The sequence below is a fragment of the uncultured Aggregatibacter sp. genome, assembly GCF_938046485.1.
Lineage (GTDB): Bacteria > Pseudomonadota > Gammaproteobacteria > Enterobacterales > Pasteurellaceae > Aggregatibacter.
Window position 1 is genome coordinate 14,987 of record NZ_CALIWN010000067.1, and the last position, 26,360, is coordinate 41,346.

The window sequence follows — 26,360 nt, forward strand, 5'->3', positions numbered from 1 at the left end:
TGCCACCGCACTTATGCTTTACAAACCTCAAAATCTGCCTACAATACCCGTTTTTACGATTTGCCTTGTGCAAATTCCTGACTTGAAATCAGATAAGAAGAGACGTTTATGACAACCCCATTTAAACCTGAATTACTTTCTCCTGCCGGCTCCTTAAAAAATATGCGTTATGCCTTTGCTTATGGCGCAGACGCCGTGTATGCCGGACAACCGCGTTACAGCTTGCGTGTACGCAATAATGAATTTAATCACGCTAATTTAAAAATCGGCATCGATGAAGCCCATGCGCTCGGCAAAAAGTTCTATGTCGTGGTGAACATTGCGCCGCACAATTCCAAGCTCAAAACTTTTATTAAGGATTTACAACCGGTTATCAACATGGGGCCGGATGCGCTGATCATGTCCGATCCTGGTTTGATTATGCTGGTACGCGAACACTTCCCTAACATTGATATTCACCTTTCCGTGCAAGCCAATGCGGTGAACTGGGCAACTGTGAAATTCTGGAAACAAATGGGGTTGACCCGCGTGATTTTATCGCGTGAGCTTTCCCTTGATGAAATCGCCGAAATCCGCCAACAAGTGCCGGATATTGAACTGGAAATTTTCGTACATGGCGCACTTTGCATGGCGTATTCCGGCCGCTGCCTCCTTTCCGGCTATATCAACAAACGCGACCCAAACCAAGGCACCTGCACGAACGCCTGTCGCTGGGAATATAAAATGGAAGAAGGCAAAGTGGATGATGTGGGCAATATCGTGCCGAAATTCGACCCGAGCCAACAGATTGAGGTGAAAAATGTTGCCCCAACCTTGGGCGAAGGCGCCGTGACCGATAAAGTCTTCCTCTACACTGAAGCGCAAAATCCTAATGAGCAAATGACCGCCTTTGAAGACGAACACGGCACTTACTTCATGAACTCGAAAGATTTACGCGCAGTGCAACATGTGGAAAAACTCACCGCACTTGGCGTGCATTCCTTAAAAATCGAAGGACGTACTAAATCCTTCTATTACTGCGCCCGTACCGCCCAAGTGTATCGCAAAGCCATTGATGATGCGGCTGCCGGCAAACCGTTTGATGAAAGCTTGATGGACACCTTAGAATCCCTTGCCCACCGTGGTTATACCGAAGGTTTCCTACGTCGCCACACCCATGATGAATACCAAAATTACGACTACGGCTACTCCATTTCCGATCGCCAACAATTTGTCGGCGAATTCACCGGCAAACGTAATGAGCAGGGCATGGCGGAAGTGGCAGTGAAGAACAAATTCTTGCTTGGTGATGAAGTGGAAATGATGACACCGCAAGGCAACATCGTGTTTAAAATCAACAAAATGCTCAACCGCAAAAATGCGAAAGTCGATGCCGCTTTGGGCGATGGGCATTTTGTCTTCTTAGACGTGCCGCAAGACATTCATTTAGACTATGCGTTGCTCATGCGAAATTTGGTTGATACCAACACGCGCAACCCGCACGAAAAGAAAAGTTAATATTTTGTTAATTATTTGTTGATCTTGTTAATTTCATGTTGTAGTATAAGCGCGTCCTAACAAAATGACTCCAAACTTATTAAGAAGCCCTTACTTCCCCCCTTTGAAAGGGCTTTTTTCTTTCCCTTGTTTAAAATTAAGTAAAAAAATGGCCGCATTTTCGCGGCCTTTTAATCAGTTATTCACATTTCTTCTTAATTTTCAATATGCGTTGCGCCTGATCTACAACATCAATAAACAACTGCTGTGCTTCGCAAAATAAACGAAAATCTTCTATATCACTTTCCGCAGCAAGCCACACCGTCAAGACATCATTTGGGGCTAATGTTTTGACGGCATTTTTCGTCATTAATAACGGCAGAGGACAACGATATTCACGCGTATCAAGTTGATATTCCATGGTTTAAATCAACGATGGCTTAGGATTGTACGCGACGGCGAGCACTCATAATGTCGCCGATTTCGCGTAATTCCGATTCCGACAAATGTTGTTTGCCCAGCTCAAATAACGGTTCTTCCAAGGCGATATGTTTGTCGTAACCTGACACAAAATGATTGATCAATGCCACATCGACATTCTCTCGCTCGCCCGCCAACAAGGCTTGCAACTGTTCAGATAATTTCGTCCAGCTGCCATGTAGCGTGACGTGCTGTCTTTCTAATTCATCAATGTCTTTTTGCGCTTCCGGCACATATTTCACCAAAAGTGGGAAAAAATCTTTTTCCTCATCATCATGGTGCAGAGGGGCTGACTGATTGAAATAATTGAGAATTTGCTGAACGTCATTTTTCACCGCCTGATTACAACCGTTTTTTGCCAAATAATCAGGCAAAATCGTTAATTGCCGACAAAAGCGTTTCACTTTGCTATGGCAGGCATACAACATTTCAATGGGTTCATTCCAACTGGCGAATTTTTGAGGTTCAAGGATTTGCATAGGGCCTCCTGTGAGAGATAAAAGTGCGGTGGAAAAAACACGTCAATTTTTCACCGCACTTTTTACGGATGATTTTTAACTGATTATTTTTCTGTTTCTGCAAGTTGTAACGGTGGAACAGGCTTGCCGATTCTCGCATAAAATTCCATCACAAAATCATCGAAGCGATCTTCTTCAATGGCTTGGCGGATTTCCGCCATTAAACGTTGGTAATAACGCAAGTTGTGGATGGTGTTTAGGCGCGCCCCGAGGATTTCGCCGCATTTATCCAAATGATACAAATAGGCTTTAGTGTAATGCTTACAAGTATAGCAATCACAGTGTGGATCTAACGGGCTGGTGTCGTCTTTGTATTTGGCATTGCGGATTTTCACGATGCCGTCGGTGACGAATAAATGACCGTTACGTGCATTACGGGTTGGCATGACACAGTCGAACATATCGATGCCGCGGCGTACGCCTTCCACTAAGTCTTCAGGTTTGCCCACGCCCATTAAATAGCGTGGTTTGTCGGCAGGGATTTGCGGGCAAATGTATTCCAAAATGCGGTGCATATCTTCTTTCGGTTCGCCCACTGCCAGACCGCCCACGGCATAGCCATCGAAGCCAATGTTCACCAAGCCTTCCAGGGACACTTTGCGTAATTCTTCAAAAGTGCCGCCTTGAATAATGCCGAATAGGGCGTTTTTATTGCCCAATTCATCAAAACGGTTACGGCTACGTTGTGCCCAACGTAAAGACATTTCCATGGATTTTTTGGCGTAGTCAAACGTTGCAGGGTAGGGTGTGCATTCATCGAAAATCATCACAATGTCAGAGCCCAAATCATATTGGATTTCCATGGATTTTTCCGGTGATAAGAAAATGCGTTCGCCGTTAATTGGATTTTGGAATTTCACGCCTTCTTCAGTAATTTTGCGCAATTTGCCCAAGCTGAACACTTGGAAGCCACCGGAATCGGTGAGGATCGGACGATGCCATTGCATAAAATCGTGCAAATCGCCGTGTTTACGCATCACTTCTTGCCCAGGGCGAAGCCATAAATGGAAGGTATTACCAAGGAGAATTTCTGCGCCGGTCGCACGAACTTCTTCCGGTGTCATGCCTTTTACCGTGCCATAAGTGCCCACCGGCATAAACGCGGGGGTTTCTACGGTAAAGGTGCCTTGTGGGCGTTCAAATACCAAGCGCCCACGACGGGCGTTGCCACTGGTTTTATCTAATTCATATTTCATTTCATTTCCTCAACGAATAAACAGTTCGAAGGTTTTTAGTCAATAAAAAAGCCTGTTTAAATATACAGGCTTCATGATATAATTTTTGCAATGTTCTTAGGAACAGAGGCGGACTCTACTAATGATAGTCCGCCAGTTGCCGCTGTCGGGCTAGATTAGTAGATCCTTGTTTGTAATCATAAGGATAAAAATATGACTACATTTATCATTAAGTTGGTCATCATTATTCTACTTTGCCTGTTATTGAAAAGTAGCACTGGCTCATAGTAGTTGATGCCGCAAGGAATGGTTCCCGCCATTCCTTGTTTTTTATTGTAGGCGTTGACTTAAAATAAGTCAATTTCTATTCCATTCCCTTCACATTCGGATTTTTGCTGATAAACATGGCATCGCCATAACTGAAAAAACGATAGCGATTTTCCACCGCACTTTTATACGCATTCATCGTATGGCGAAATCCGGCAAATGCAGAAACCAGCATAATCAACGTGCTTTCCGGCAAATGGAAGTTAGTAATTAAACAATCCACCACGCGGAATTTTTTGCCCGGATAAATGAAAATAGAGGTATCGGAAAAATACGGCTCAATTAACACATCACGTTGTTTTTCTTCCGCCGCTAATGCTGCACTTTCAATGGAACGCACGGAAGTCGTTCCCACGGCAATCACGCGTTTGCCGGCTTTCTTGGTGGCGAAAATGGCATCGCAAACCTCTTGTGGCACTTCCACATATTCAGCATGCATGACATGATCTTCAATATTTTCGACACGCACCGGTTGGAAGGTTCCCGCGCCCACATGCAAGGTGACAAAAGCGAAATTGACGCCTTTCTCTTTGAGTTTGGCTAGAAGTTCATCATCAAAATGCAAACCAGCTGTCGGTGCGGCAACCGCCCCCGGCACTTTGTTATAAACGGTTTGATAACGCTCTTGATCCGCGTCTTCGTCAGGACGATCAATATAAGGCGGCAAAGGCATATGCCCGATTTGTTGTAAAACATCAAAAAGTGCGGTCTGTTTTTCGGCGATTTCAATTTCAAATAAACTGCCTTGGCGACCAACCATCAAGGCTTTTACACCGTTGCCTTTGCCTAATTTATCTTCCCCTAAAATCAGCTCCGTGCCTTCTTTCGGCGCTTTAGAAGCGCGAACATGGGCAAGAAAACGGGATTCGCTTAATACGCGCTCCACCAACACTTCTATTTTTCCGCCACTGATTTTGCGCCCGAACATCCGCGCAGGAATAACACGGGTATTATTGAAGATCATCAAATCGCCCGGATGAATCAATTCCAACACATCGGCAAAAGTGCGGTGGAAAATGTCCCCGTTTTCGCCATTTAACTGCAATAAACGGCTGGCAGTTCGCTCTGTTTTAGGGTAACGGGCAATCAACTCATCAGGTAAATCAAAATAAAAATCAGCAACACGCATAATGGAAAATCTGGTTTGAAAAAGAGGGCGGTAGTCTAGTGCGAATCGGGGAGAATCTCAAGGGGAAACTGGCGCAAACCTGCCTAGACCCTCACTATCATCGCATCACGACATAAGATTCTTGATGAAGATCATCGTTTTTACATTTTTTAGAAATGCCCCTCATCATAAAGCAATAAGCACGCTAAAATAGCGCCACTTTAAATAGCCACATTTCATCATGTGGCGATGATGTGACAGTAACAGGAAACATATGCAGGGCATTGAATTACGTATAAAAGGCAAGGTACAAGGCGTGGGATTTCGTCCCTTCGTCTGGTTATTGGCGAATCAATACGGGCTACGCGGTGATGTCAACAACGACGGGCAAGGCGTACTCATCCGCCTGCTTGAACCAACAGAGCAACAACTACAACAATTCTTGCATGATTTGCAAATGAAGCTGCCCCCACTTGCGCTGATTACCGATATTCAACAGTATGAAAAACAGTGGGAAAATCCACCGCACTTTGAAGGCTTTGAAATCCGTGAAAGCGAAAACAACGCCATGGATACCCAAATCGTGCCTGATGCCGCCACTTGCCCCGCCTGTTTGAAGGATTTATTTGACCCGACCAATCGGCGCTATCACTACCCTTTTACGAACTGCACCCACTGCGGTCCGCGCTTTACCATCATTAAAGCCATTCCTTACGATCGTAAAAACACCTCGATGGCTGATTTTCCTCTCTGCCCCGATTGCGCAGAAGAATATAAAAATCCTGCCGACCGTCGTTTTCATGCGCAGCCGAACGCCTGTGCCGTGTGTGGCCCTCATGTTTGGTTAAGCGATCAGCAAGACGCGATTATTGATGAAAAAACACCGATAAAAACCACCGCACTTTTCTTACAACAAGGCAAGATAGTTGCAGTAAAAGGCATTGGCGGTTTTCATCTTGCCTGTGATGCAACCCAGACCCATGTCGTGCAATTACTGCGCGAACGCAAACACCGCCCAAGTAAACCCTTGGCGGTGATGGTGCCGGATGTGTCTTTTTTAAAGGATCTCACTGAAGCTGAAATCAGATTACTCACCAGCACCGCGGCGCCCATTGTATTATTGGCAAAACACAAAGTCCCCTCATTAACGGAACAGATTGCACCACAACTCAATGAAATCGGCGTGATGTTACCAAGCAACCCGTTACAGCATTTATTATTGAGAGAAGTGAATCGCCCATTAGTGATGACCTCTGCCAACCCTAGCGGACAACCGCCGGTATTGGAAAACCCAAGTGCGGTTGACAAAAAACAACGTTTTTTGAACGTTGGCTATGCCAACGGCCCCGAAGGGGTGAATAAGCGAACGAGTGAGCTTATGAATAAATGTTTAAGTGATTTGGCGGATTATTTTCTCTGCCACAACCGCGACATTTTGCAACGCGCCGACGATTCCTTAGTGCGCGCTGCTTTCGATGGCGTAGAAACCCTGCGCCGCGCCCGCGGCTATGTACCGGACGAAACCCTGTTGGATCACCACAGCACCCACAATGTGCTGGCGCTGGGGTCTGATTTAAAAAATACCTTCTGTTTATTGCGCCAAAATAAAGCCATCGTCAGCCAACACATTGGCGACACCTCGAACGAAAAAGTGCGGTCGCAATTAGAAGCGAATATTGCGCTATTTTGCCAAATCTACCAATTCAAACCAGAGCTTATCGCCATTGACACTCACGCAGGTTATTTCACCCATGAAGTGGGTAAACGCTTGGCTGCACAACATAAAATCCCTTATGTGGAAGTGCTCCACCACCACGCCCACATTGTCAGTGTGATGGCAGAACATCATTGCCATGAGCAGGTTATTGGGCTTGCGTTGGACGGTATCGGCATGGGGGAAAACGGGCAACTTTGGGGTGGAGAATGTTTGTTGGTCGATGAAAAACACTGTCGTTATTTAGGTGGTTTACCTGCGGTGGCGTTGCCGGGGGGCGATCTTGCCGCCAAACAACCTTGGCGCAACTGGTTAGCGCATTTGCATCGATTCGTGCCAAATTGGCAAGAAATCGCCGCTCAAACCTGCGCCAACTATGACTGGCAACTGCTCGCTAAGGCCATTGAACGTAATCTGAATAGCCCACGAATTTCCTCTGCAGGTCGCTTATTTGACGCGGTGGCATTTGGCTTAGGCATCACGCAACCACAACTGAGTTGGGAAGGCGAAGCCGCTTGCCAATTAGAAGTGCTCGCCTCGCAATCGGCACTCGCCAGTTTGCCATTTGATAAAAGAGAGATTCCAATCTTAATGCCACTTAACACTGAAAATAAATTGGATCTTGCCCATTTCTGGCAAGCCTGGATTGCGCTCGATTCTTCCAACGCCGACAAAGCCTTTATTTTTCACTATGCGTTAGCAGAAGGCTTCGCCCATTTGGCTAGCCAACAGGCGGAACGCCACCCGTGCAAAACCATCGTGCTTTCCGGTGGCGTATGGCATAACCAATTATTGCGTCGATTGATAAAAGAACAGTTAGTTGAATTTAAGGTATTGAGTGCGCATCAGTTTCCGATGGGAGATGGCGGATTGAGTTTGGGGCAAGCGGTCATCGCAAGTCAATTCAATGAGATAGAAACCGCATAACTGACACGTATCGCGAAGTAAGCCAGTAAAGGGCACGCGTCAGGAGACGCGCGCCATCTATAGGGGATAATTTTCGAACTCGCTACGCTCGAACAAGCGAAAATTTCCTAAAAATTGCAAATCGCTCAGGCGGCTCAGATGGGGCCTAATCGTCTTATTTGTGCATAATTCGTAAAAGTGCGGTCGGTTTTCCAAACGTTTTAGCAGGCATCTGCTATACTCGTGACATCATTTCTTTATCTATAAAAGGAATACTTCTTATGCTTAACAAAGATACCCAACTCTGTATGTCTCTGTCCGGTCGTCCCGGCAACTTCGGCACCACATTTCACAATTATCTTTATCAAAAACTTGGTTTGAATTTCATTTACAAAGCCTTCACCACCGATGACATCGAACACGCCGTAAAAGGCATTCGTGCCTTAGGTATTCGTGGAAGTGCGGTGTCTATGCCGTTCAAAGAAAGTTGCATGCCGTTTTTAGACGAGATCTCACCCTCCGCACAAGCCATTGAATCGGTGAATACAATCGTCAATGACAACGGTGTTTTACGCGCCTACAACACCGACTACATTGCCATTGTTAAGCTTATCGAGAAATACCAATTAAATAAGAACGACCGCGTGATCGTGCATGGTAGCGGTGGCATGGCAAAAGCGGTCGTGGCGGCGTTTAAGCATTCAGGCTTTGAAAAACTCAACGTCTTCGCCCGTAACGAAAAAACAGGCAGCTATTTAGCCGCACTTTATGGCTACGATTACCTTTCATCCCTCGACAACCAAACTGCCGAGATTCTCGTTAACGTCACGCCAATCGGCATGAAAGGCGGAAAAGAAGCTTTCGATCTTTCGTTCCCTGAAGCCATGATCCGTCAAGCGAAAACCGCATTTGATGTGGTTGCCCAACCTGCCGACACGCCATTAATCAAAACCGCCCAATTCTTAAGTAAACAAACCATCTCCGGCGCGGAAGTGATTGTGTTACAAGCCGTTGAACAATTCGAACTCTATACCGGCAAAAGACCAAGCGAAGCACTTATTGCCGAAGCGGCAGATTATGCAAGAAAAAATGCCTAAAGTGCGGTGGGTTTTGAACGTGTTTTATCATTTAGACTTTATCGATAGCGCGCGTCTCCTGACGCGTGCTGAAAACAAGAAATAAGGCACGCGTCAGGAGACGCGCGCCATCGTGGGGGCACACCAGGAAGCGTGCGCTATCGGAGTCGGCCTGGGAGCTAGAATGAAAAATGCTGTGATATACATACATGGTAAAGGCGGAAATGCAAATGAAGCTTACTACTATAAAAAATTTTTCAGTGATGAATATGACGTTATCGGGTTTGATTATAAATCGGAATTACCTTGGGAGGCTAAAGTCGAATTTCCAAAATTCTTCGATTCTCTAGTCCCTAAATATCGTGAAATTTCTTTAATCGCAAATAGTATTGGTGCGTATTATTCTCTGCTCTCTTTAGCCAATAAACCCATTAAAAAAGCGATGTTTATTTCCCCAATAGTGGATATGGAAAAATTAATTTTAAACATGATGGCGAGGTTAAACATATCGGAAGAACAGCTATACAAAGATAAAATAATTACAACATCCTTAAATGAAAGCTTATCTTGGGAGTATTTTTCTTATGCCAGAAACCATCCGATAACTTGGAATATACCAAGCCATATTCTTTACGCAGGCAATGACAATATCACTTCCTTAGAAACAATGCGAAATTTTGCAAATCATATCGACGCAAGTATGACTGTTATGAATAATGGGGAACATTGGTTTCATACGGAAGAACAATTGGCTTTCTTGGATAATTGGTTTCAAAAAGTTATATAACTCTAGCGGAGATACGGCAGAACAAAAACACAGGACACACGTCAACAAAAGATAATCGCATCAAAACAAATACCGTTATTGTCTGTTTAATTGCGATAAATAAGCCTTACGCTGTGCGGTAAATGCCCACCAAGGCTTCGGCTCGTTTCCTTGCATAAAATCAGTTAAAGATAAAAAGACATCTATCATACAAGGATCATGCTGCATACCGGTTAACTCACAAAGTGTGTAATACATGGCATAGGCATCATGCCCCAACAAATCCTGCGGCGTGTTAATCCCTAGTTTCCGCAAATCTTCCGCAACTGCCTTTCCTACATTCGGTAAATCCGTTAGTTGGTGCAATTTATCCCGTTGGACTTTGGATGGGTTCATGTTTTATGGCTCCTGTTTTGATCTAAGAGTGGACACTTTGGCCATTTTTGCCTAGGGTAACAAGTTACCCTAGGTTAAGCATAGTCATTCCCCTTTGGGGAATTTAAAGAACAAAAGTGCGGTTGAAATCCCAAATGTTTTTCACCGCAAAAAACAATCTAAAATCCCACCGCACTTTTCTTTGCTTACTTTCTTTTGTGCAAGCAAAAGAAAGTAAGATCCCTAACAAATCCTCGGCAACGGCTCATTCATCGGTAAATCCAACAACCGTGACTGCCCGAAACTGCCTAATAATCTGACTTTTTTATCCGTCGTCACTTCGCCAATCACGGTGGCATTTTTGCCTAATTCATGGGAATGAAGTGCGGTCAGAATTTCAGGTGTTTTTTCGGGGGAAGCAATAATCACCAATTTGCCTTCGTTAGCAAAATTTAAGGCTTCTAAGCCGAGCAATTCACAAATGCCACGCACTTCAGAACGGATGGGTAAATCGTCTTCGTTGATTTGCATGCCTAATTGTTGGGCGGCAGCAAATTCGTGTAACACCGCATTTACGCCGCCACGAGTAGCATCACGTACCGCTTTTACGCCCTCAATCGGGCGCAATAAATCGATGAGTGGCGCAAGAACCGCGCAGTCGCTTTTGAGATCCGTTTGAATCCCTAGGCTTTCACGCAAGTTGAGAATGGTCGCGCCGTGTTCGCCGATAGTGCCGCTGACGATAATCTTATCGCCCGCTTCAATACGGTGCATACCCCAATCGATGCCTTGCGGGATAACACCAATGCCACTGGTGTTAATAAAGATTTTATCCACCGCGCCTTTTTGCACCACTTTGGTATCGCCCGTCACCACTTGCACACCGGCAGCTTGGCAAGCTTTTGCCATGGCTTGAATGATTTCTTTGAGTTCTGCTAAGGGCAAGCCTTCTTCTAAAATAAAACCGCAAGAGAGATATTTCGGCACGGCGCCACACACTGCCACATCGTTTAATGTGCCACACACGGCAAGTTTACCGATATTGCCACCGGGAAAGAAAATCGGGTCGATAACGAAACTGTCGGTACTAAAAGAAAGCTGTTCCCCTTGAGCCATGAGCTCTGCTAAGGGCAAGCGGGCTTGGTCTTCCCCTTGCGCAAGAATGGGATTGTCAAAAGCTTCGACGAAATAATCCTGAATGAGTTTTTGCATGGCGCCGCCGCCGTTGCCGTGTGCCATGGTGATGAAATCTGTCATTATTCTCTCCGATATTGATAGTAGGCGGCGCACGCTCCTTCTGAGGACACCATTAAAGCGCCATAGGCATTGTCCGGGTTACATTGCGTGCCAAATAACGGACAATCTGAAGGTTTACATTTGCCGGTGAGCACGTCGCCGCAACGAGAATTCGGGTCATCTGCCACTTGTTGCGGTTGGCTGTGGAAATACACTTCCGCATCAAAACGTTTATAAGCGTCAGTCAGCTCTACTCCTGACTCTTCAATTTCACCTAAGCCCCGCCATTCGCTGGATTTTTTCAGTTGGAACACTTCACACATGGCTTGTTGTGCCAGCAGGTTACCTTCGGAATGCACGATACGTTTATATTGATTTTCAATTTCGCAACGCCCATCCACAAATTGCTGCACCAACATCACAATGGCTTGCAAAATGTCTAACGGCTCAAAGCCCGTGATGACGAAAGGTTTGTGATATTTATCCACGATGGATTGATAAGGCGACGTGCCGATCACCATGCTCACATGCCCTGGCGCAAGGAAGCCGTCAATTTTTACATAATCTTGTGAAAGCAAACTATGTAGCGTTGGAATGATGGTAATGTTTTGGCACACCACCCAGAAATTTTGAATATTTAGCTTATTCGCCTGCTGCAAAGTCACTGCGGCGCTCGGCATGGTGGTTTCAAAACCAAGAGAGAAGAACACCACTTTTTTGTCCGGATTGTTCACCGCAATATTCATCGCATCCAACGGTGAATACACGATGCGCACATCAGCGCCTTTCGCTTTGGCTTCCAACAAGGAACCTCGACGCCCTTTCACCCGCATAGCATCGCCAAAAGTACAGAAAATGACATCCGGTTTCTGCGCAATGTCAATGCACACGTCAATACGTCCCATCGGCAAGACACATACAGGGCAACCGGGGCCATGGATAAATTCAATGCTTTTCGGCAACAGGCGATCTAAACCAAATTTAAAAATGGTATGCGTATGCCCACCGCAAACTTCCATTAGATAGAGCGGATTTTCTGCCGTATATTGCGGCAATTTCGCCATTAATTCATTCAGGCGGTTGACTAAACTTTTCGCTAATTTGGGATCACGAAACTCATCAATAAACTGCATTTTGTTTCTACATCCTTATTGAGCCTGTAACCAATCCAACCAGGCTTTTAAGCCCTCACCGGTAGTCGCAGAAAGTTGAATCACTTCAATTTGCGGATTCACTTGTTTGGCGTAAGCGATACATTTTTCCACATCAAAATTAAGGTATGGCAATAAGTCGACTTTGTTTAAAATCATTAACTTAGAAGCAGCAAACATGTGTGGATATTTCAACGGTTTGTCTTCGCCTTCAGTCACGGACAAAATCACCACTTTGGCTTTTTCGCCTAAATCAAATTCTGACGGGCAAACCAAGTTACCTACGTTTTCAATAAACAGTAGGCTGTCTTGTTTCGGCTCAAGTTTGAACAACGCATCATTGATCATTTGGGCATCCAAATGGCACCCTTTGCCGGTATTGACTTGAATGGCGGCAACACCGGTGGCTCGAATACGATCCGCATCATTTTCTGTTTGTTGATCGCCTTCAATGACATAACAAGTGCGGTCATTTTTCAGTGCGTTTAACGTCGTGGTGAGCAAAGTGGTTTTGCCGGAACCCGGGCTGGACACCAAATTCAGTGCAAGAATATGCTGTTGTTGGAAAAGAAAATGGTTGTGCGCCGCAATTTGATTATTTTTACCTAACACGTCCTGCTCTACTTTTAACAGGCGTTTTTGCGTTTCACTGGCTTCAGAAGCCGATTCTACCGAGTGAAATTTGAAATGAGAAAAGTTCGGATTTTTGACCGCACTTTGCGTGCCGTCATGGTCATGATGAGAATGTGCTACCTCACCGATTCTGACTTGTTCAGGATGTCCACAACCACAAGTTGTACACATAATATTGCCCCTTAACGATCTGGTTACAAAAAACCTCGCTAGGGTAGCACAACCTTTGATTTTACGGGTTGATTGAGATCATAAAGTCAGAACATCATCGGCCAATTCAGCCGTAAATCCTTGATGATGAGACGCCACCAGCATAGGCAACGACAAGTCGCGCAAAAGTGCGGTCAGTTTTTCAGTATTTTTGCGATCCAATCCGTTAGTCGGCTCGTCTAACAGTAACATTTTCGGTTGCATCGCCAACACGCCTGCCAACGCAGTAAAATTCTTTTCCCCGCCGGATAAGGTATGTACGGTGCGATCCTGCAAATGGGCAATACCTAAGCGTTCCAGTTGCTGTAAAGCCACCGCATACGCCTGTTGGTGAGACAAGCCTTGATTTAACGGCCCGAAGGCAACATCGTCTAATACGGTTGGTCCGAACAGTTGGTCATCGGCGTGCTGAAAACAAAGCCCCACGGTACCACGAAAAGGCGCAAAATCTTTTTCTTCTCGACACAACTGTCCGAATAGACGAATCTCGCCGCGAGCAACAGGCACAAAGCCTAACAAAGCCAGCAATAAAGTGGTTTTGCCTGTGCCGATTTCGCCCTGCACAAAAAAGCGCTGACCTGCTTCAATTTGAAAAGACAGATTGTCGATAATCCGTCGTTCACCTCGTGTAATTTGCAATCCGTTGACTTGTAAAACTGTCATTTTTCCCCACTTAAATTTGTCTTTTCACCAAAACGGAAGCCACGACATTTGAGCGCGATTTGTGCCGTTTCCGCTTTGAGTAAAGCATGCACCAGTAAAAGCGCAACCCGTTGTGCGGTGACATACAACGTTCGGCGATTCAAACCGGCATGATACCCTCGCGCACGCATCGCCAAATCCATTTTTTCTTGCAACTCACCTAACAGTGCAATATAACGCACCGTGAGGACAAAAAGCCAAATTAATTTTGGCGGCAAGGGCAATTTCCCGATGGCTTGCACCAATACGGCGTCATTCATTTTCCACAGCAATAACCATAAGGAAAATAGCAGGAGGTTCATGCGTAAGCTAATTAATAACGCGGTCTCCATGCCCTCGGGATTAAGTTCAATGCCTTCGCTGCCAATACGCCAACTTAAGGTTGCCCAAAGTAATAAGGTAAATCCGTTGAAGACCAGCCAACGTTTTAGATAGGAAAAATAAGGCTCATGACCATGATAAATCAAGATCGCTAATAAAATTAAAGTGATGCCGTTCAACCATAGCAACAAAGAAGGTTGAGACAAGGCGCTGATCACCAAGCCCCAAAGGAATAGGTAAATCAGACGCCAACGAGGTGCAAAAAAGTGCGGTGGAAAAAAATGCTGAAAAACGGGGCTCATTGTGCGCACCGTTTGGTATCGTCAACGTTCAATGACATGCCAATAGATTGTAATGCACTCGGGTACATTTTGCTGAGGAGAGAAATCACGCCGTAGCTGATAATGCCGTCTAACACGAATACCGGTAAATGTGACAACAGCAATAAGGCGATTAAATCCTGATAATGTTTGCCACCGTCCAACGACAAGACAAGAGAGGCTAACGCCCCCGCTCCGCCTACGCCAATGACGCCGGCACCTATACCGGTGAACAGTTTCGCCATGAGCCCCATGTCAGGCTGTAAATAGCCACGTAATAAATAATGTGCTGCTACTGCCGGCAATGCCATCACACACAAATTTACGCCTAACACGGCAAAGCCACCAAAGGAAAAGAACAGCACTTGCAACAGTAAGGCAATAAGAAAGGCCGGGAAGACTGCCCAGCCAAGAAATAAACCTGCCATGCCATTTAAAATCAAGTGAACGCTGCCAATGCCCACGGGCACATGAATAGTGCCGGCAACAAAAAATGCCGCAGCAAACAACGCCGTTAAAGGCAAACGTTCACTCTCTAAACGGCGTAATCCGACAGCCACCCCAATCACCGCGAAAACAACGCCCGCTAACAATACCGGCGTATGCAGCACGCCTTCTGACAAATGCATTATTAACGCCCTTTTCTTAATTTGCGGGCACTTAACCAAGCGGCAATGCCCGCAATGCCAACGATGTAGCCAATGCCACCTAAAATATCGTGCAGGTAAATTTTGTCGCGTAACTGCGCAATATCACCACGCAGTAACAACAAGCTTTCATCGCTCGCTTGAGTTGGCGTATTTGGCGTTGCGGTGATGCGATCTGCCACTACCGCCGCCCGATGCCCTTCTTCCCCTTCGACAACCACTTTTAAGGCGACTTTCGGTTTAACCACCAACGGAAAGTGAAAATAACCACGGTTATCGGTTTTGCCCGTCATTAATGGCTGATTTTCTCCATGACGTAATACTTCCACATAGGTTTCCGCAGCAGGGGTCATATCGGAATAATAGGATTTTCCCGTCACGGTTTGCCCATCATACTGGGCGAACACATAAAGCGCGTGCGCGAAAGCATGAGGGGCAAACAACAAGGGAAAAAGTGCGGTCAGAATACGCAACGTTTTTTTCATGCGATTACTCAGCATCAAAGGTCAACATGTATTCAATAGAACGGCTATCGTAATCCGGATTGCCTTTGACGTTTTCCTCAAATTCAGCCCAAACTTTGTTGTAACCGGCTTGTGGGGTAAATTCAGCGATACCTTTGTCGTTGGTTAAATTGAACGGCGCATCTTCGCCTAGTCCCACTTTAATGTCTTTCACCGGTTTGCCTTTGTGTAACACTAAAATCGACAATGGTTTTCCGGCTTTTGGTTGTGCTTGAGGCACCAATTCGTATTCCATGCCGTGCGCTTTCATCGCTTGATCGTCCCACTGTAATACGGCTTTACCGAATTTCACCGGATTCACAGAAAGTTCGGCTGTCGGTTCTTGTTGTTTCGTTTTTTCTACATATTTACCGCTTGGCAATTTAGACCAAACACCGTTATCAAAACGAATAAACACTTGTGAGGCTTTCTCCGCATTAAGATAAGCTTCACCTTCTTTAAATTGATAGGTTGCGTTAGTAACATTGCCTTTATTATCCAGCAACTTAACCGCTTTCAATTTTTGTTCAGGGTAAGCTTCTGTCTGTTCGTGACCAAATTTCACCACATATTGCCCTGTAGCATTGGCGTCTTTAACGGGCTCTAACCAAACGTTATGCGCGTTAGCAAGTGATGCCGCGAAAAGTGCGGTACAAATTACGCTTGTTTTTAGAAATTTCATTTGATGTCTCCTTTTATCGTTAAGTTTGGCTCATGATAAAATATAGAGCAACTCCAGAATCAAGCGTTTTTTTAGAAAAATAGATGAAAAATGAGAGAGATAGGTTAGAAGATGTCGTCCGCGTACGATACACCGTACGCGGAGAGAAGGGATTAATTCAATTCAGCCAACATGGCAACGATCATGTCAGAAGATTGTTTCGCCGCCAACGGAAGGAATTCTTCAAAGGACATATTCGCTTTGCCATCCCCCGCATCAGAAATCGCACGAACGACCACAAAAGGTACGTTAAACGCATGGCACACCTGCGCAATCGCGGTGGCTTCCATTTCCACGGCAATCACCTTCGGGAAATCTTGTTTAATTTGTGCCAAGCGTTCACCGCCTTGGATAAAACTGTCGCCGGAACAAATTAACCCACGTTTCACGTGTTGTCCTAATTGGGTTGCAACGCGATCTACCAACTCAACAAGTTTAGTATCAGACACAAAACTGACCGGGCATGCGGGCAATTGCCCCTTGGCATAACCGAAAGCCGTCACATCCGCATCATGATATTGCGTTTCAGTGGAAACAATCACATCACCAATGTTTAAACCTTCCGCTACGCCACCGGCAGAACCGGTGTTAATTACAAGATCCGGTTTGGCTAATTGCAATAACGCCGTTGTTCCCATGGCGGCGGCAACTTTGCCGATACCGGATTGCAATAAGGCAACCTGTTTTCCTTGAATGTTGCCTTCATAAATCGTGCCGGAAGCTAATTTTGTGACGATCTTATCCGTCATTAAATTGACTAAAATTTCTACTTCTTGCGCCATCGCGCCAACAATCCCGATTTTCATAACTATCCTTTGTACTGGTTTGCTATTGTTTTTTGTTAATTAAAAAATCTAATACCGCGAGGGCATAATCGTCGTTATATAAGGTACTGGCAGTCAACACATATTTGCCGTCAATAATGACATAAGGAAAGGTAAACACGCCGTAATCTTCGGTTAAACGTATTGCCTCATCTACCTGTTGTTTAATCTGTTCCGAAGTATAGGTTTGTAAAAAACGGTTGCGCTCAATGCCTTGTCGCCCAAGCCACGCCAACAGATTGTCTATTTGAGAGAGTTTCGTATATTGGCTTTTTTCAGCGGTTTCAAACAGCAAGGCGGAAGACAAGTTATCGGCATTTAACGCTTGCAAACTATAAAAAACCGTTGCAGAAAAACGCGTTTTCGCGGTTGCTACTGGATATTCGGTTAATACCACGCGATCGCGGTTAATTTGACTATAAAGTTCAAGAATGTCTTGGGCAGAAGAGCAAACACGACAATCGTAATCAAAAAAGAATTGAATCGGAATGCGATGATCTTTTCGAGGCGGCAGCGTGATCGGTTCTTGGTAAGAAAAATAGTCTTTGCCTTCTTCAAACAGGCGGCTGGCTTCATCTAGCGCAGGCAGATGAGACACGCTTTCTTGCGCAACGGCAAATCCGCTGATAAAGAATAAAACGATGAGTAATCTAAGCCTTGACATCATGTGCCTAACTTTCCAAGGGTTCAATATAATCCACCAACAGCTGAACATCGCGATTGCCACGAAACTCATTAATGTCAAGTTTATAGACGAATCTTGCCGTTTTTACAGATAAATCAGGATAATAGCGTGTATCCACGTTAAAGGCGATAGCATCTAACAAAGGTCCGCCCAGTTTGGGTTCCACCATCATTTTTAAGTGTTTTTCGCCCACTAAGCGTTGTTGCAGAATTTTAAATTCGCCGTCGAACAAAGGTTCGGGGAATGCCTGTCCCCAAGGCCCGCCTTGACGCAACGTTTCTGCCGTCGCCAAGTTTAACAAGTTCGCATTTAATTCGCCGTCAGTCCAAATCGTGCCTTGTAATTGGTCTTCCACCAATAATTCACTGACTGTCTGGTTAAAAATCTGACGAAAATCGTCAAAGCGGCTTTCTTGAATACTCAATCCTGCCGCCATGGCATGCCCGCCAAACTTCAGGATCAAATCTGGATGCTGTGAATAAACCCGCTCCAACACATCGCGAATATGTAACCCGGGGATGGAGCGGGCAGAACCTTTTAAGATGCCTGCTTGATCTTGAGCAAATGCAATTACCGGGCGATGGAATTGATCTTTAATGCGTGATGCAAGAATGCCAAGCACACCTTGGTGCCAATCCGATTGATATAACACGATAGCGTAGGGGATTTCTGTTTCAAGTGCGGTGGCATTTGCAAACAAATTTTGGCAGATCGTTAAGGCTTCTAACTTCATGCCTTGCTCAATTTCTTTGCGCGCTTGATTTAACCCATCCAGCTCTAATGCCAACGCGCGAGCCGTTTCCATGTTTTCGGCTAACAAAAGCTCTACGCCCACGGACATATTATCCAACCGTCCCGCCGCATTTAAACGAGGTCCAATGGAAAACCCTAAATCCGCCGCCACAAAACGGGTCACATCCCGCTTCGCCACTTCCGCCAATGCACGAATACCGCAACGACAACGCTCGGCGCGAATACGGGCAATACCTTGATAAACTAAAATGCGGTTATTTTGATCTAATGGCACCACATCGGATACCGTGCCTAACGCCACCAAATCTAACAATTCCGTGAAATTCGGCTGATTTTTGGCATCAAATAGACCAACTTCGCGGAATTTTGCCCGCAAGGCAAGCATAAGATAAAAAGTAACGCCCACACCGGACAAATTTTTTGACGGGAAACCACAATGCGCCAAATTCGGATTCACAATGGCGTCGGCATTCGGCAGCGTTTCCGGTGGCAAGTGGTGATCGGTCACGATCACTTTCACCCCCTGCGCCTTTAAAAATGCCACACCCTCATGGGAAGAAACACCGTTATCTACGGTCATTAACAACTCAACGCCTAAAGCCAAGGCCTCTTGTGCCACGGCAACACTTAATCCGTAACCTTGCTCGAAACGATTCGGCACTAAATAGGTGACATTGGCAAAGCCCAACTGACGTAGCGCAAGCACCGCCAATGCGGTACTGGTTGCGCCATCGGCATCGAAATCGCCTACAATAACGATTTTCTGTTGTTTTTGATAAGCTTCAAGAAGAAAGGTTACCGCGCTATCCATGCCCGACATAAGGTTCGGATGGTGCATGGCACTTAAAGTGCGGTCTAATTGGTTGGCGTTTTTAATGTGGCGCGAACGATAAAGACGATCCAACAAGGGATCGTCACAGAGTTTATCGCCAGCCGGCACATCGCGGCGTAAGATACGTTTTTGCACAAGGAAACCTAGATTAGCCTTCTAACTCGGCTAATAATTCACGTGGTTTTAAATAGCCACCGATAATTTCCCCTTTAGAGGTAACAATGGTCGGAGTACCATTCACGCCAAATTGTATGCCAAGATTATAGTGTTTTTTGACAATATTCGGTGTTTTCAATTCTTTTGGTAAATTGCCGTTTTCTGCTTCATTTAGCGCAAATGCCGGATCTTTCGCAGTGAAAATCGCTTCCATTTGACTCGCTGTTTTCGTCTCCACACCACCACGCGGGAACGCCAAATAACGCACCGTGATGCCTAAATCGTTATATTCTTTGATTTGTTGATGCAATAAATGGCAGTAATGGCAAGTGATGTCCATGAAAACGGTGACAACGTGTTTTTCATTTTTCGCCGGATAGACAATCATTTCACTTGTTAAGGCATTTAATTTGTCCATTAATACATTGTTGGAAATATTGCTAATGCCTTTATCACTCAACTTGTAAATATTACCTTGCAGTAAATACTCCCCGCCCTCTTCAGCATAAAAAACACCTTGATCACTAATCACAGTGCGTAATCCTTTAATCGGAGAGGATTGAATTTCAATGTCTTTTACCCCCAATTTTTCTAGCTTATTTTTTAGCGCAGCATCATCTGCCATAGCGCTGGCAGACATTGCCAAAAGGGAAAGTGCGGTTATTATTTTTTTCATTTTTTGTTCCTAAATTATGAAATAGTTAAAAAAGAAGTGCGAATTATAAAAGTAATTGGCGGCTTATGCAAAAGCCCGATTCAATTTTCATGATGAATCCCCTTTCGCCCTACCAAATCTATGGAAAATCCCTTATAATTCTGCACTTAATTTAGTCTTTAAACACAGTTAATCATCATGTTTGAAATCAATCCTATCAAAAATAAAATCACCGATTTAACCGACCGCACTTCAGTGCTTCGGGGGTATCTTTGACTTCGACGCCAAAACCGAGCGTTTAGAAGAAGTCAACGCCGAATTGGAACAGCCTGATGTATGGAACGACGCAGAGAAAGCGCAAGCACTCGGCAAGGAGCGCGTTTCTTTAGAACAGGTGGTCAACACCATTAAAAATTTAGAGCAAGGCTTAGAAGATGTGGACGGCTTGTTGGAACTGGCCGTAGAAGCGGAAGACGAAGACACTTTCAACGAAGCCGTTGCCGAATTAGACGAACTGGAACAACAACTCGCCAAACTGGAATTTCGCCGCATGTTCAGCGGCGAACACGATGCCTGTGATTGCTATGTGGATTTGCAAGCCGGCTCCGGCGGTACCGAAGCGCAAGACTGGACGGAAATGTTACTTCGCATGTATTTGCGCTGGGCGGAAAGCAAAGGATTCAAAACCGAATTAATGGAAGTCTCCGATGGCGATGTGGCAGGTGTTAAATCTGCTACCATTCGTGTTAGCGGCGAATATGCTTTCGGCTGGCTACGCACAGAAACCGGTATTCACCGTTTGGTGCGTAAAAGCCCGTTTGATTCCAATAACCGTCGTCATACCTCATTCAGTGCAGTTTTCGTCTATCCTGAAATTGACGATGATATTGATATCGAAATCAATCCTGCCGATTTGCGTATCGATGTGTATCGTGCCTCCGGTGCAGGTGGCCAGCACGTGAACAAAACCGAAAGTGCGGTGCGAATTACGCATATGCCAAGCGGCATTGTGGTGCAATGTCAGAACGATCGTTCCCAACACAAGAATAAAGATCAGGCAATGAAGCAACTGAAAGCGAAGTTGTACGAATTGGAATTGCAAAAGAAAAATGCCGACAAACAAGCCATGGAAGACAACAAATCCGACATCGGCTGGGGCAGCCAAATTCGTTCTTATGTGTTAGATGATTCTCGTATTAAAGATTTACGTACCGGTGTAGAAAACCGCAATACACAAGCCGTATTAGACGGTGATTTGGATCGGTTTATTGAAGCCAGTCTCAAGGCCGGACTCTAAAAGTGCGGTCGTTTTTAAACACGTTTTTTAAAATTAAAGGTAAACAAAAATGTCAGAACAAGAAGTCAAAGAATTAGATTTAAACGGCGAAATGTTAGTCCGTCGTGAAAAATTAGCCGCCCTGCGCGCGAAAGGTAATGCGTTTCCAAACCAATTCCGTCGTGATGCACTTGCTCAAGATTTACATGATAAGTATGATTCTGAAGAAGGCGAAGCATTAAAAGAACAGCACGTTGAAGTTGCGGTTGCCGGTCGTATCATGACTCGTCGTGCTATGGGTAAAGCCACGTTTATCACCATCCAAGATATGAGCGGCAAAATCCAGCTTTATGTTGCACGCGACAATCTACCTGAAGGCGTGTATGCCGATGATGTCGGCCACTGGGATTTAGGCGATATCGTGGGCGTAAAAGGATCATTATTCAAAACCAAAACCAACGAACTCACCGTTAAAGCCACCGAAGTACAATTGCTGACCAAAGCATTGCGTCCGTTACCGGATAAATTCCATGGCTTAACTGACCAAGAAGTGCGCTACCGTCAACGTTACTTGGATTTAATTTCTAACGAAGAATCTCGCCGCACTTTTATCATTCGTTCAAAAGTGGTTGCCGGTATTCGTGACTACTTTATTTCCAAAGGCTTTATGGAAGTAGAAACTCCGATGTTACAAGTCATTCCGGGCGGTGCTTCAGCACGTCCTTTCGTGACACACCATAATGCATTAGACGTAGATATGTACTTGCGTATTGCCCCTGAGCTTTACTTAAAACGCTTGGTGGTCGGTGGCTTTGAACGCGTATTTGAATTGAACCGTAACTTCCGTAACGAAGGCGTTTCCGTTCGTCACAATCCGGAATTTACCATGCTTGAATACTACCAAGCCTATGCCGACTACCACGATTTAATGGATAACACCGAAGAATTGTTACGCAAACTTGCCATCGACATTTTAGGCACCACCATTGTGAAATACGGCGAATACGAATTCGACTTCGGCAAACCATTCGAGCGTATCACCTTACACGACGCTACTATTAAATATGGTGCAGACAAAGGTATCGTAAAAGAAGATTTATACGATATTGATCGCGCGAAAGCGGTTGCCGCTCGCTTGGGTATCGAAGTACAAAAATCTTGGGGCTTAGGCAGTATTGTCAACGCGATTTTTGAAGAAGTGGCAGAGCATCATTTAATTCAACCGACTTTCTTAATGGCACATCCGGCGGAAATTTCTCCGTTGGCGCGTCGTAACGATGAAAATCCGGAAGTCACCGATCGCTTTGAACTCTTCATCGGTGGACGCGAAATCGGTAACGGTTTCTCCGAGCTAAACGATGCGGAAGATCAAAATGAACGATTTGACGCTCAAGTGGCGGCCAAAGAAGCCGGTGATGATGAAGCGATGTTCAAAGACGAAGATTTCGTTGTCGCCCTTGAACACGGTTTACCACCAACAGCCGGCGAAGGGTTGGGTATCGATCGTCTCGCCATGCTTTACGCCAACGCCCCATCCATCCGCGATGTGATTTTATTCCCAGCAATGCGTCAGAAATAATGGCATGAAGTAAAACGGAAAAATTAACGGATTTCGGTGTGATATCGAAATCCGTTTTTTTATGAGCATTAATTGATATTTATAATGGCAACTCGGTGGTGGATTTTACCGTTTTTAAGGCGACTTCAGATTTGAGGGTTTTGATGCCAATATTTTTAGTGAGATAGGTATTTTTGATGCTATTGAATTGATCTAAATCGGCAACGCACATTTTGAGTAAAAAATCGTAACTCCCTGCCATTAAGTGGCATTCCAAAACTTGCGGAATTAATTTTATCTCAAAAATGAACCGCTCTTTGAGTTCCGAATCTTCTTCAAAAAAAGTGCCTTGAACATAAACGATTAAATGACAATTGACTTTCTTGGGGTTTAATAACGCCACATAACTATCAATTACGCCATTTTCTTCAAGATGATTGACTCGGCGTAAACAAGCTGAATTTGATAGCCCGATTTCATTGGCAAGTTCATTATTTTGTAAGCGTCCGTTGCGTTGTAAAGCTTTTAAAATGCGCGTATCAATGTTATCGAATAATTTCTTCAACATAAAAAAATCCTTTTTTAGAAAAGAAACAGCGAGCGCATTATAACAAGGCCACCTATGAAAAACTGTGATATAGGTGGCCTTTATTAAAATTGATGTTAAACACTGTAGATGTTAAACGCTATATAAGGAGACTTGAACAACCAGTAAGATTGCCCCGATGACCAATAAGCAACCAATCATCGGCATCACAAATTTCACCCATTTATTGAATGGAATATGTAACATTTGTAATGTTACCAACACCAAACCGGTCGGTGCCAAGAATAACATGGCGTATTGACCCCAGTTATAGGCAGAAACCACGATGTCACGCGGAATACCCACTGCGTCCGCAAGCGGTGCCATAATTGGCATGGAAAGCACTGCCAAACCGGAAGAAGATGGCACGATAAGACCTAAGAAGATGAAGACCACTAATTGACCGAGGATAAAGACGCTACCCGGCATACCACTTACAAGGTTAGACATGTAGTCCAAAATGGTGTCGGAAATCATGCCTTGTTCAAGCACTAAGTTTACACCACGTGCCAAACCGATAATCAAAGAGACGCCAACCAATTCGGAAGCCCCTTCGGTAAAGGATTCCACGATATCTTTTTCTTTCAAGCCACTGATAAACATGATGATAATGGTGATGGATAAGAAGGACGCCGCCATTTGAGGGAACCACCAACCGCCTGCCATTACCCCCCAAATCATCATTGGGAAAGCAATACAGAAGAGGATTAAGATCAGTTTTCTTCTTAAGGTAAATTCAAGCACGGTATTTGGGTCAAAGTTTTTCATATAACGATGATAAAACTCTTCTCTATCTTCATAAGTATAGGAAAAACTCGGATCCGCTTTGACTTTCTTACCATACCAATATAAGTAAGCAATCACGCAAGTTGCTCCTAATACAAGACCTAGCGCACGGAAACCAATCCCTTCGGTAAATTGAATACCGGCTGCATTAGACGCGATAACCACTGAGAACGGGTTAATCGTGGAAAATGCCGTTCCCATGGAGGAGGCCAAGAAAATTGCCCCAACACAGACAATAGCATCATAGCCCAGCGCTAAAAATACCGGCACCAAAATCGGGTAAAACGCAACGGCTTCTTCTTCGATACCACAAGTGGTACCGCCAAGCACCATTAATATGGAGACGCTAAACACAATCAAGAATTCGTTGCCTTTGGTGCGTCTGGCGAGTGCCATAAGCCCGGCATTAAACGATCCTGTTCGGTTAATCACACCGATCATACCGCCCAGTACAAAGATAAAGACCATGACATCTACTGCTTCAATAGTCCCTTCCACCATGCTGATAGGAATATCTTTGATGCCTTTATAATGTTGTGTGATCCGTTGATAGGTGCCAGGAATGGCAATCGGTTTTTTGATCACCCCTTCGGTGAAATTGGACAGTTTAATTTTAATATTAAGATTATTGAGAGTTTCTTCCGTTGCAGGGTAGGTTTTATCTTGTTCCCCATAGGTTTTAACCACAAAGACCTTGTCGGTCGTATTATAGGTCAACTTAGAATAGGAACCGGAGGGAATAACCCAGGTCAATCCCACGGCGAGAATTAAAATAAAGAATAAAATCGTGAACGCGGATGGGAAATTAAAGACCTTTTTTTTACTAGACGCTTCCATAGCAGACTCCTTGTCAATGACAGCGGCGGATCGGCATAATTATTTTTATTCATTATGCCGACCGCACTTTCTCCTTTGAACAGCTAAAATACTCAAAGCACTTTGATTATTATGAATAATAAGAAATTTCTTTCACTTTATTTGTGATGCGCGTACCGGCTTTACCTTTGACGATATCCACAATATCGGAAAGCGAACCGATGACGGCGTCTTTGCCGGTATTGCGTGCGAAATTCACGGCAGCCTGTACTTTCGGTCCCATAGAACCGGCAGCAAAGCCCATTTTTTCAATTTCATCCGGTGGTGCTAGTGCGATAGCTTTTTGCGTTGGTTTGCCCCAATCCACAAAGGTGGCAGACACATCTGTTGCAATGATGAATAAATCGGCGTCCAAATTTTCGGCTAATAGCGCTGAACACAAATCTTTATCGATAACGGCTTCTACACCACGTAGATTGTGTTGCTCATCGTAGTAAGTCGGAATACCGCCTCCCCCGGCACAAATTACGATGCTGCCTTTTTCTAACAACCATTTCACCGGTTTGATTTCAAAAATGCGTTTTGGCAACGGACTTGGCACCACGCGGCGATATTTATCACCGTCTTGTGCAATGCTCCAGTTTTTCTCTTTCGCCAAACGTTCCGCCTCTTCTTTGGAATAGACCGGGCCGATGGGTTTGGTCGGATTTTTAAAGGCTGGGTCGTTAATATCCACTTCCACTTGTGAAAGTAATGTGGCGAACGGCACTTCAAACGGCACGAGATTTCCTAATTCTTGTTGAATCATATAACCAATCATGCCTACGGATTCTGCGCCTAATACATCTAACGGATAGGTCGGAACATCTTTATAAGCTGCCCCTTGTAGCGCTAACAGACCTACTTGTGGGCCGTTGCCGTGCGCAATGACCAATTCATTATTAGGGTAAATTTTGGCGATTTGTTCACACGCAATACGCACATTTAATCGCTGATTTTCCGCGGTGAGCGGTTCGCCGCGGCGCAATAGGGCATTTCCGCCCAAGGCAATAACAATTCTCATACGCC

At 44.9% G+C, this 26,360-nt stretch carries 26 protein-coding genes; 6 read left to right on the plus strand and 20 right to left on the minus strand.

The window, feature by feature from the left end; translation table 11 throughout:
- The first annotated feature begins 108 nt into the window (after window positions 1-108).
- Window positions 109-1,497 (plus strand): tRNA 5-hydroxyuridine modification protein YegQ, encoded by a 1,389-nt coding sequence (gene yegQ / locus Q0203_RS08460; RefSeq protein ID WP_297931451.1) that lies wholly within the window; start codon window positions 109-111, stop codon window positions 1,495-1,497.
- A gap of 178 nt (window positions 1,498-1,675) precedes the next feature.
- Here the strand turns inward: yegQ and Q0203_RS08465 are convergent, their stop codons facing one another.
- The 4 genes from Q0203_RS08465 to queA form a co-directional block, all read right to left on the minus strand.
- Window positions 1,676-1,897 carry a sulfurtransferase TusA family protein gene (locus Q0203_RS08465; RefSeq protein ID WP_297931454.1) on the minus strand — a complete coding sequence of 74 codons (222 nt, stop codon included), beginning with the start codon at window positions 1,895-1,897 and terminating at the stop codon, window positions 1,676-1,678.
- 19 nt (window positions 1,898-1,916) lie between these two features.
- Window positions 1,917-2,435 carry a hemerythrin domain-containing protein gene (locus Q0203_RS08470; protein ID WP_297931457.1) on the minus strand — a complete coding sequence of 173 codons (519 nt, stop codon included), beginning with the start codon at window positions 2,433-2,435 and terminating at the stop codon, window positions 1,917-1,919.
- 83 nt (window positions 2,436-2,518) lie between these two features.
- Window positions 2,519-3,670 (minus strand): tRNA guanosine(34) transglycosylase Tgt, encoded by a 1,152-nt coding sequence (tgt, locus tag Q0203_RS08475; protein WP_297931459.1) that lies wholly within the window; start codon window positions 3,668-3,670, stop codon window positions 2,519-2,521.
- A gap of 343 nt (window positions 3,671-4,013) precedes the next feature.
- Window positions 4,014-5,105: a tRNA preQ1(34) S-adenosylmethionine ribosyltransferase-isomerase QueA gene (gene queA / locus Q0203_RS08480; RefSeq protein WP_297931461.1), complete on the minus strand. Its 1,092-nt coding sequence runs from the start codon at window positions 5,103-5,105 to the stop codon at window positions 4,014-4,016.
- Window positions 5,106-5,358: 253 nt separating this feature from the next.
- Between queA and Q0203_RS08485 the strand changes: the two genes are divergently transcribed.
- From Q0203_RS08485 to Q0203_RS08495, 3 genes are all read left to right on the plus strand, one after another.
- Window positions 5,359-7,725, plus strand: coding sequence for a carbamoyltransferase HypF (locus Q0203_RS08485; RefSeq protein ID WP_297931463.1), 2,367 nt, complete (start codon window positions 5,359-5,361; stop codon window positions 7,723-7,725).
- Between the two features lie 260 nt (window positions 7,726-7,985).
- Window positions 7,986-8,801 (plus strand): shikimate 5-dehydrogenase, encoded by an 816-nt coding sequence (locus Q0203_RS08490; RefSeq protein WP_297931466.1) that lies wholly within the window; start codon window positions 7,986-7,988, stop codon window positions 8,799-8,801.
- 163 nt (window positions 8,802-8,964) lie between these two features.
- The gene (locus Q0203_RS08495) at window positions 8,965-9,567 is read left to right on the plus strand and encodes a hypothetical protein (protein ID WP_297931469.1); all 603 of its coding nucleotides are present in this window, start codon (window positions 8,965-8,967) and stop codon (window positions 9,565-9,567) included.
- A 75-nt stretch (window positions 9,568-9,642) separates the two neighbouring features.
- Here the strand turns inward: Q0203_RS08495 and Q0203_RS08500 are convergent, their stop codons facing one another.
- From Q0203_RS08500 to dsbC, 13 genes are all read right to left on the minus strand, one after another.
- Window positions 9,643-9,942: a helix-hairpin-helix domain-containing protein gene (locus tag Q0203_RS08500; protein WP_230622357.1), complete on the minus strand. Its 300-nt coding sequence runs from the start codon at window positions 9,940-9,942 to the stop codon at window positions 9,643-9,645.
- A gap of 222 nt (window positions 9,943-10,164) precedes the next feature.
- Window positions 10,165-11,178 carry a hydrogenase expression/formation protein HypE gene (gene hypE, locus Q0203_RS08505; RefSeq protein WP_297931474.1) on the minus strand — a complete coding sequence of 338 codons (1,014 nt, stop codon included), beginning with the start codon at window positions 11,176-11,178 and terminating at the stop codon, window positions 10,165-10,167.
- A complete protein-coding gene (gene hypD / locus Q0203_RS08510; RefSeq protein WP_297931477.1) occupies window positions 11,178-12,290 on the minus strand; it encodes a hydrogenase formation protein HypD in 1,113 nt (370 codons plus the stop codon). The genes hypE and hypD overlap by 1 nt, the downstream gene beginning before the upstream one ends.
- 15 nt (window positions 12,291-12,305) lie before the next feature.
- On the minus strand, window positions 12,306-13,112 hold the full coding sequence (gene hypB, locus Q0203_RS08515; protein ID WP_297931479.1) for a hydrogenase nickel incorporation protein HypB: 807 nt from the start codon (window positions 13,110-13,112) through the stop codon (window positions 12,306-12,308).
- 78 nt (window positions 13,113-13,190) lie between these two features.
- Complete coding sequence (locus Q0203_RS08520; protein ID WP_297931482.1) at window positions 13,191-13,814, minus strand: energy-coupling factor ABC transporter ATP-binding protein; 624 nt, start codon at window positions 13,812-13,814, stop codon at window positions 13,191-13,193.
- Window positions 13,811-14,476, minus strand: a complete 666-nt coding sequence (locus Q0203_RS08525) for an energy-coupling factor transporter transmembrane protein EcfT (RefSeq protein WP_297931485.1) — start codon at window positions 14,474-14,476, stop codon at window positions 13,811-13,813. The genes Q0203_RS08520 and Q0203_RS08525 overlap by 4 nt, the downstream gene beginning before the upstream one ends.
- Window positions 14,473-15,123 (minus strand): cobalt transporter CbiM, encoded by a 651-nt coding sequence (gene cbiM / locus Q0203_RS08530; protein WP_297931488.1) that lies wholly within the window; start codon window positions 15,121-15,123, stop codon window positions 14,473-14,475. The genes Q0203_RS08525 and cbiM overlap by 4 nt, the downstream gene beginning before the upstream one ends.
- A 2-nt stretch (window positions 15,124-15,125) precedes the next feature.
- Entirely contained in the window at window positions 15,126-15,626 is a 501-nt protein-coding gene (locus tag Q0203_RS08535; protein ID WP_297931491.1) for a carboxypeptidase regulatory-like domain-containing protein, read from the minus strand.
- 4 nt (window positions 15,627-15,630) lie between these two features.
- Entirely contained in the window at window positions 15,631-16,326 is a 696-nt protein-coding gene (locus Q0203_RS08540) for a DUF4198 domain-containing protein (RefSeq protein WP_297931494.1), read from the minus strand.
- A gap of 152 nt (window positions 16,327-16,478) precedes the next feature.
- Window positions 16,479-17,171, minus strand: coding sequence for a 5'-methylthioadenosine/adenosylhomocysteine nucleosidase (locus Q0203_RS08545; protein ID WP_297931496.1), 693 nt, complete (start codon window positions 17,169-17,171; stop codon window positions 16,479-16,481).
- 22 nt (window positions 17,172-17,193) lie between these two features.
- Window positions 17,194-17,853 carry a thiol:disulfide interchange protein DsbA/DsbL gene (locus Q0203_RS08550; RefSeq protein ID WP_295974052.1) on the minus strand — a complete coding sequence of 220 codons (660 nt, stop codon included), beginning with the start codon at window positions 17,851-17,853 and terminating at the stop codon, window positions 17,194-17,196.
- 7 nt (window positions 17,854-17,860) lie between these two features.
- The gene (gene recJ / locus Q0203_RS08555; protein ID WP_297931499.1) at window positions 17,861-19,594 is read right to left on the minus strand and encodes a single-stranded-DNA-specific exonuclease RecJ; all 1,734 of its coding nucleotides are present in this window, start codon (window positions 19,592-19,594) and stop codon (window positions 17,861-17,863) included.
- A 13-nt stretch (window positions 19,595-19,607) separates the two neighbouring features.
- Window positions 19,608-20,291 (minus strand): bifunctional protein-disulfide isomerase/oxidoreductase DsbC, encoded by a 684-nt coding sequence (gene dsbC, locus Q0203_RS08560; protein WP_297931502.1) that lies wholly within the window; start codon window positions 20,289-20,291, stop codon window positions 19,608-19,610.
- A 177-nt stretch (window positions 20,292-20,468) separates the two neighbouring features.
- Between dsbC and prfB the strand changes: the two genes are divergently transcribed.
- Together prfB and lysS are read left to right on the plus strand one after the other, a co-directional pair.
- Window positions 20,469-21,567 (plus strand): peptide chain release factor 2 gene (gene prfB, locus Q0203_RS08565; RefSeq protein ID WP_297931504.1). Its coding sequence is split into 2 segments (ribosomal slippage): window positions 20,469-20,543 and window positions 20,545-21,567, totalling 1,098 coding nucleotides; the frame shifts between segments, so codons are not numbered across the junction.
- Between the two features lie 49 nt (window positions 21,568-21,616).
- Entirely contained in the window at window positions 21,617-23,125 is a 1,509-nt protein-coding gene (gene lysS / locus Q0203_RS08570) for a lysine--tRNA ligase (RefSeq protein WP_297931507.1), read from the plus strand.
- A 79-nt stretch (window positions 23,126-23,204) separates the two neighbouring features.
- On the opposite strand, the gene Q0203_RS08575 is transcribed toward lysS, so the two are convergent.
- From Q0203_RS08575 to arcC, 3 genes are all read right to left on the minus strand, one after another.
- Window positions 23,205-23,672 (minus strand): Lrp/AsnC family transcriptional regulator, encoded by a 468-nt coding sequence (locus tag Q0203_RS08575; protein WP_295974040.1) that lies wholly within the window; start codon window positions 23,670-23,672, stop codon window positions 23,205-23,207.
- A gap of 111 nt (window positions 23,673-23,783) precedes the next feature.
- Window positions 23,784-25,313, minus strand: a complete 1,530-nt coding sequence (locus tag Q0203_RS08580) for a YfcC family protein (RefSeq protein WP_297931510.1) — start codon at window positions 25,311-25,313, stop codon at window positions 23,784-23,786.
- 109 nt (window positions 25,314-25,422) lie between these two features.
- Window positions 25,423-26,355, minus strand: a complete 933-nt coding sequence (gene arcC, locus Q0203_RS08585; RefSeq protein WP_297931512.1) for a carbamate kinase — start codon at window positions 26,353-26,355, stop codon at window positions 25,423-25,425.
- Window positions 26,356-26,360: the final 5 nt, after the last annotated feature.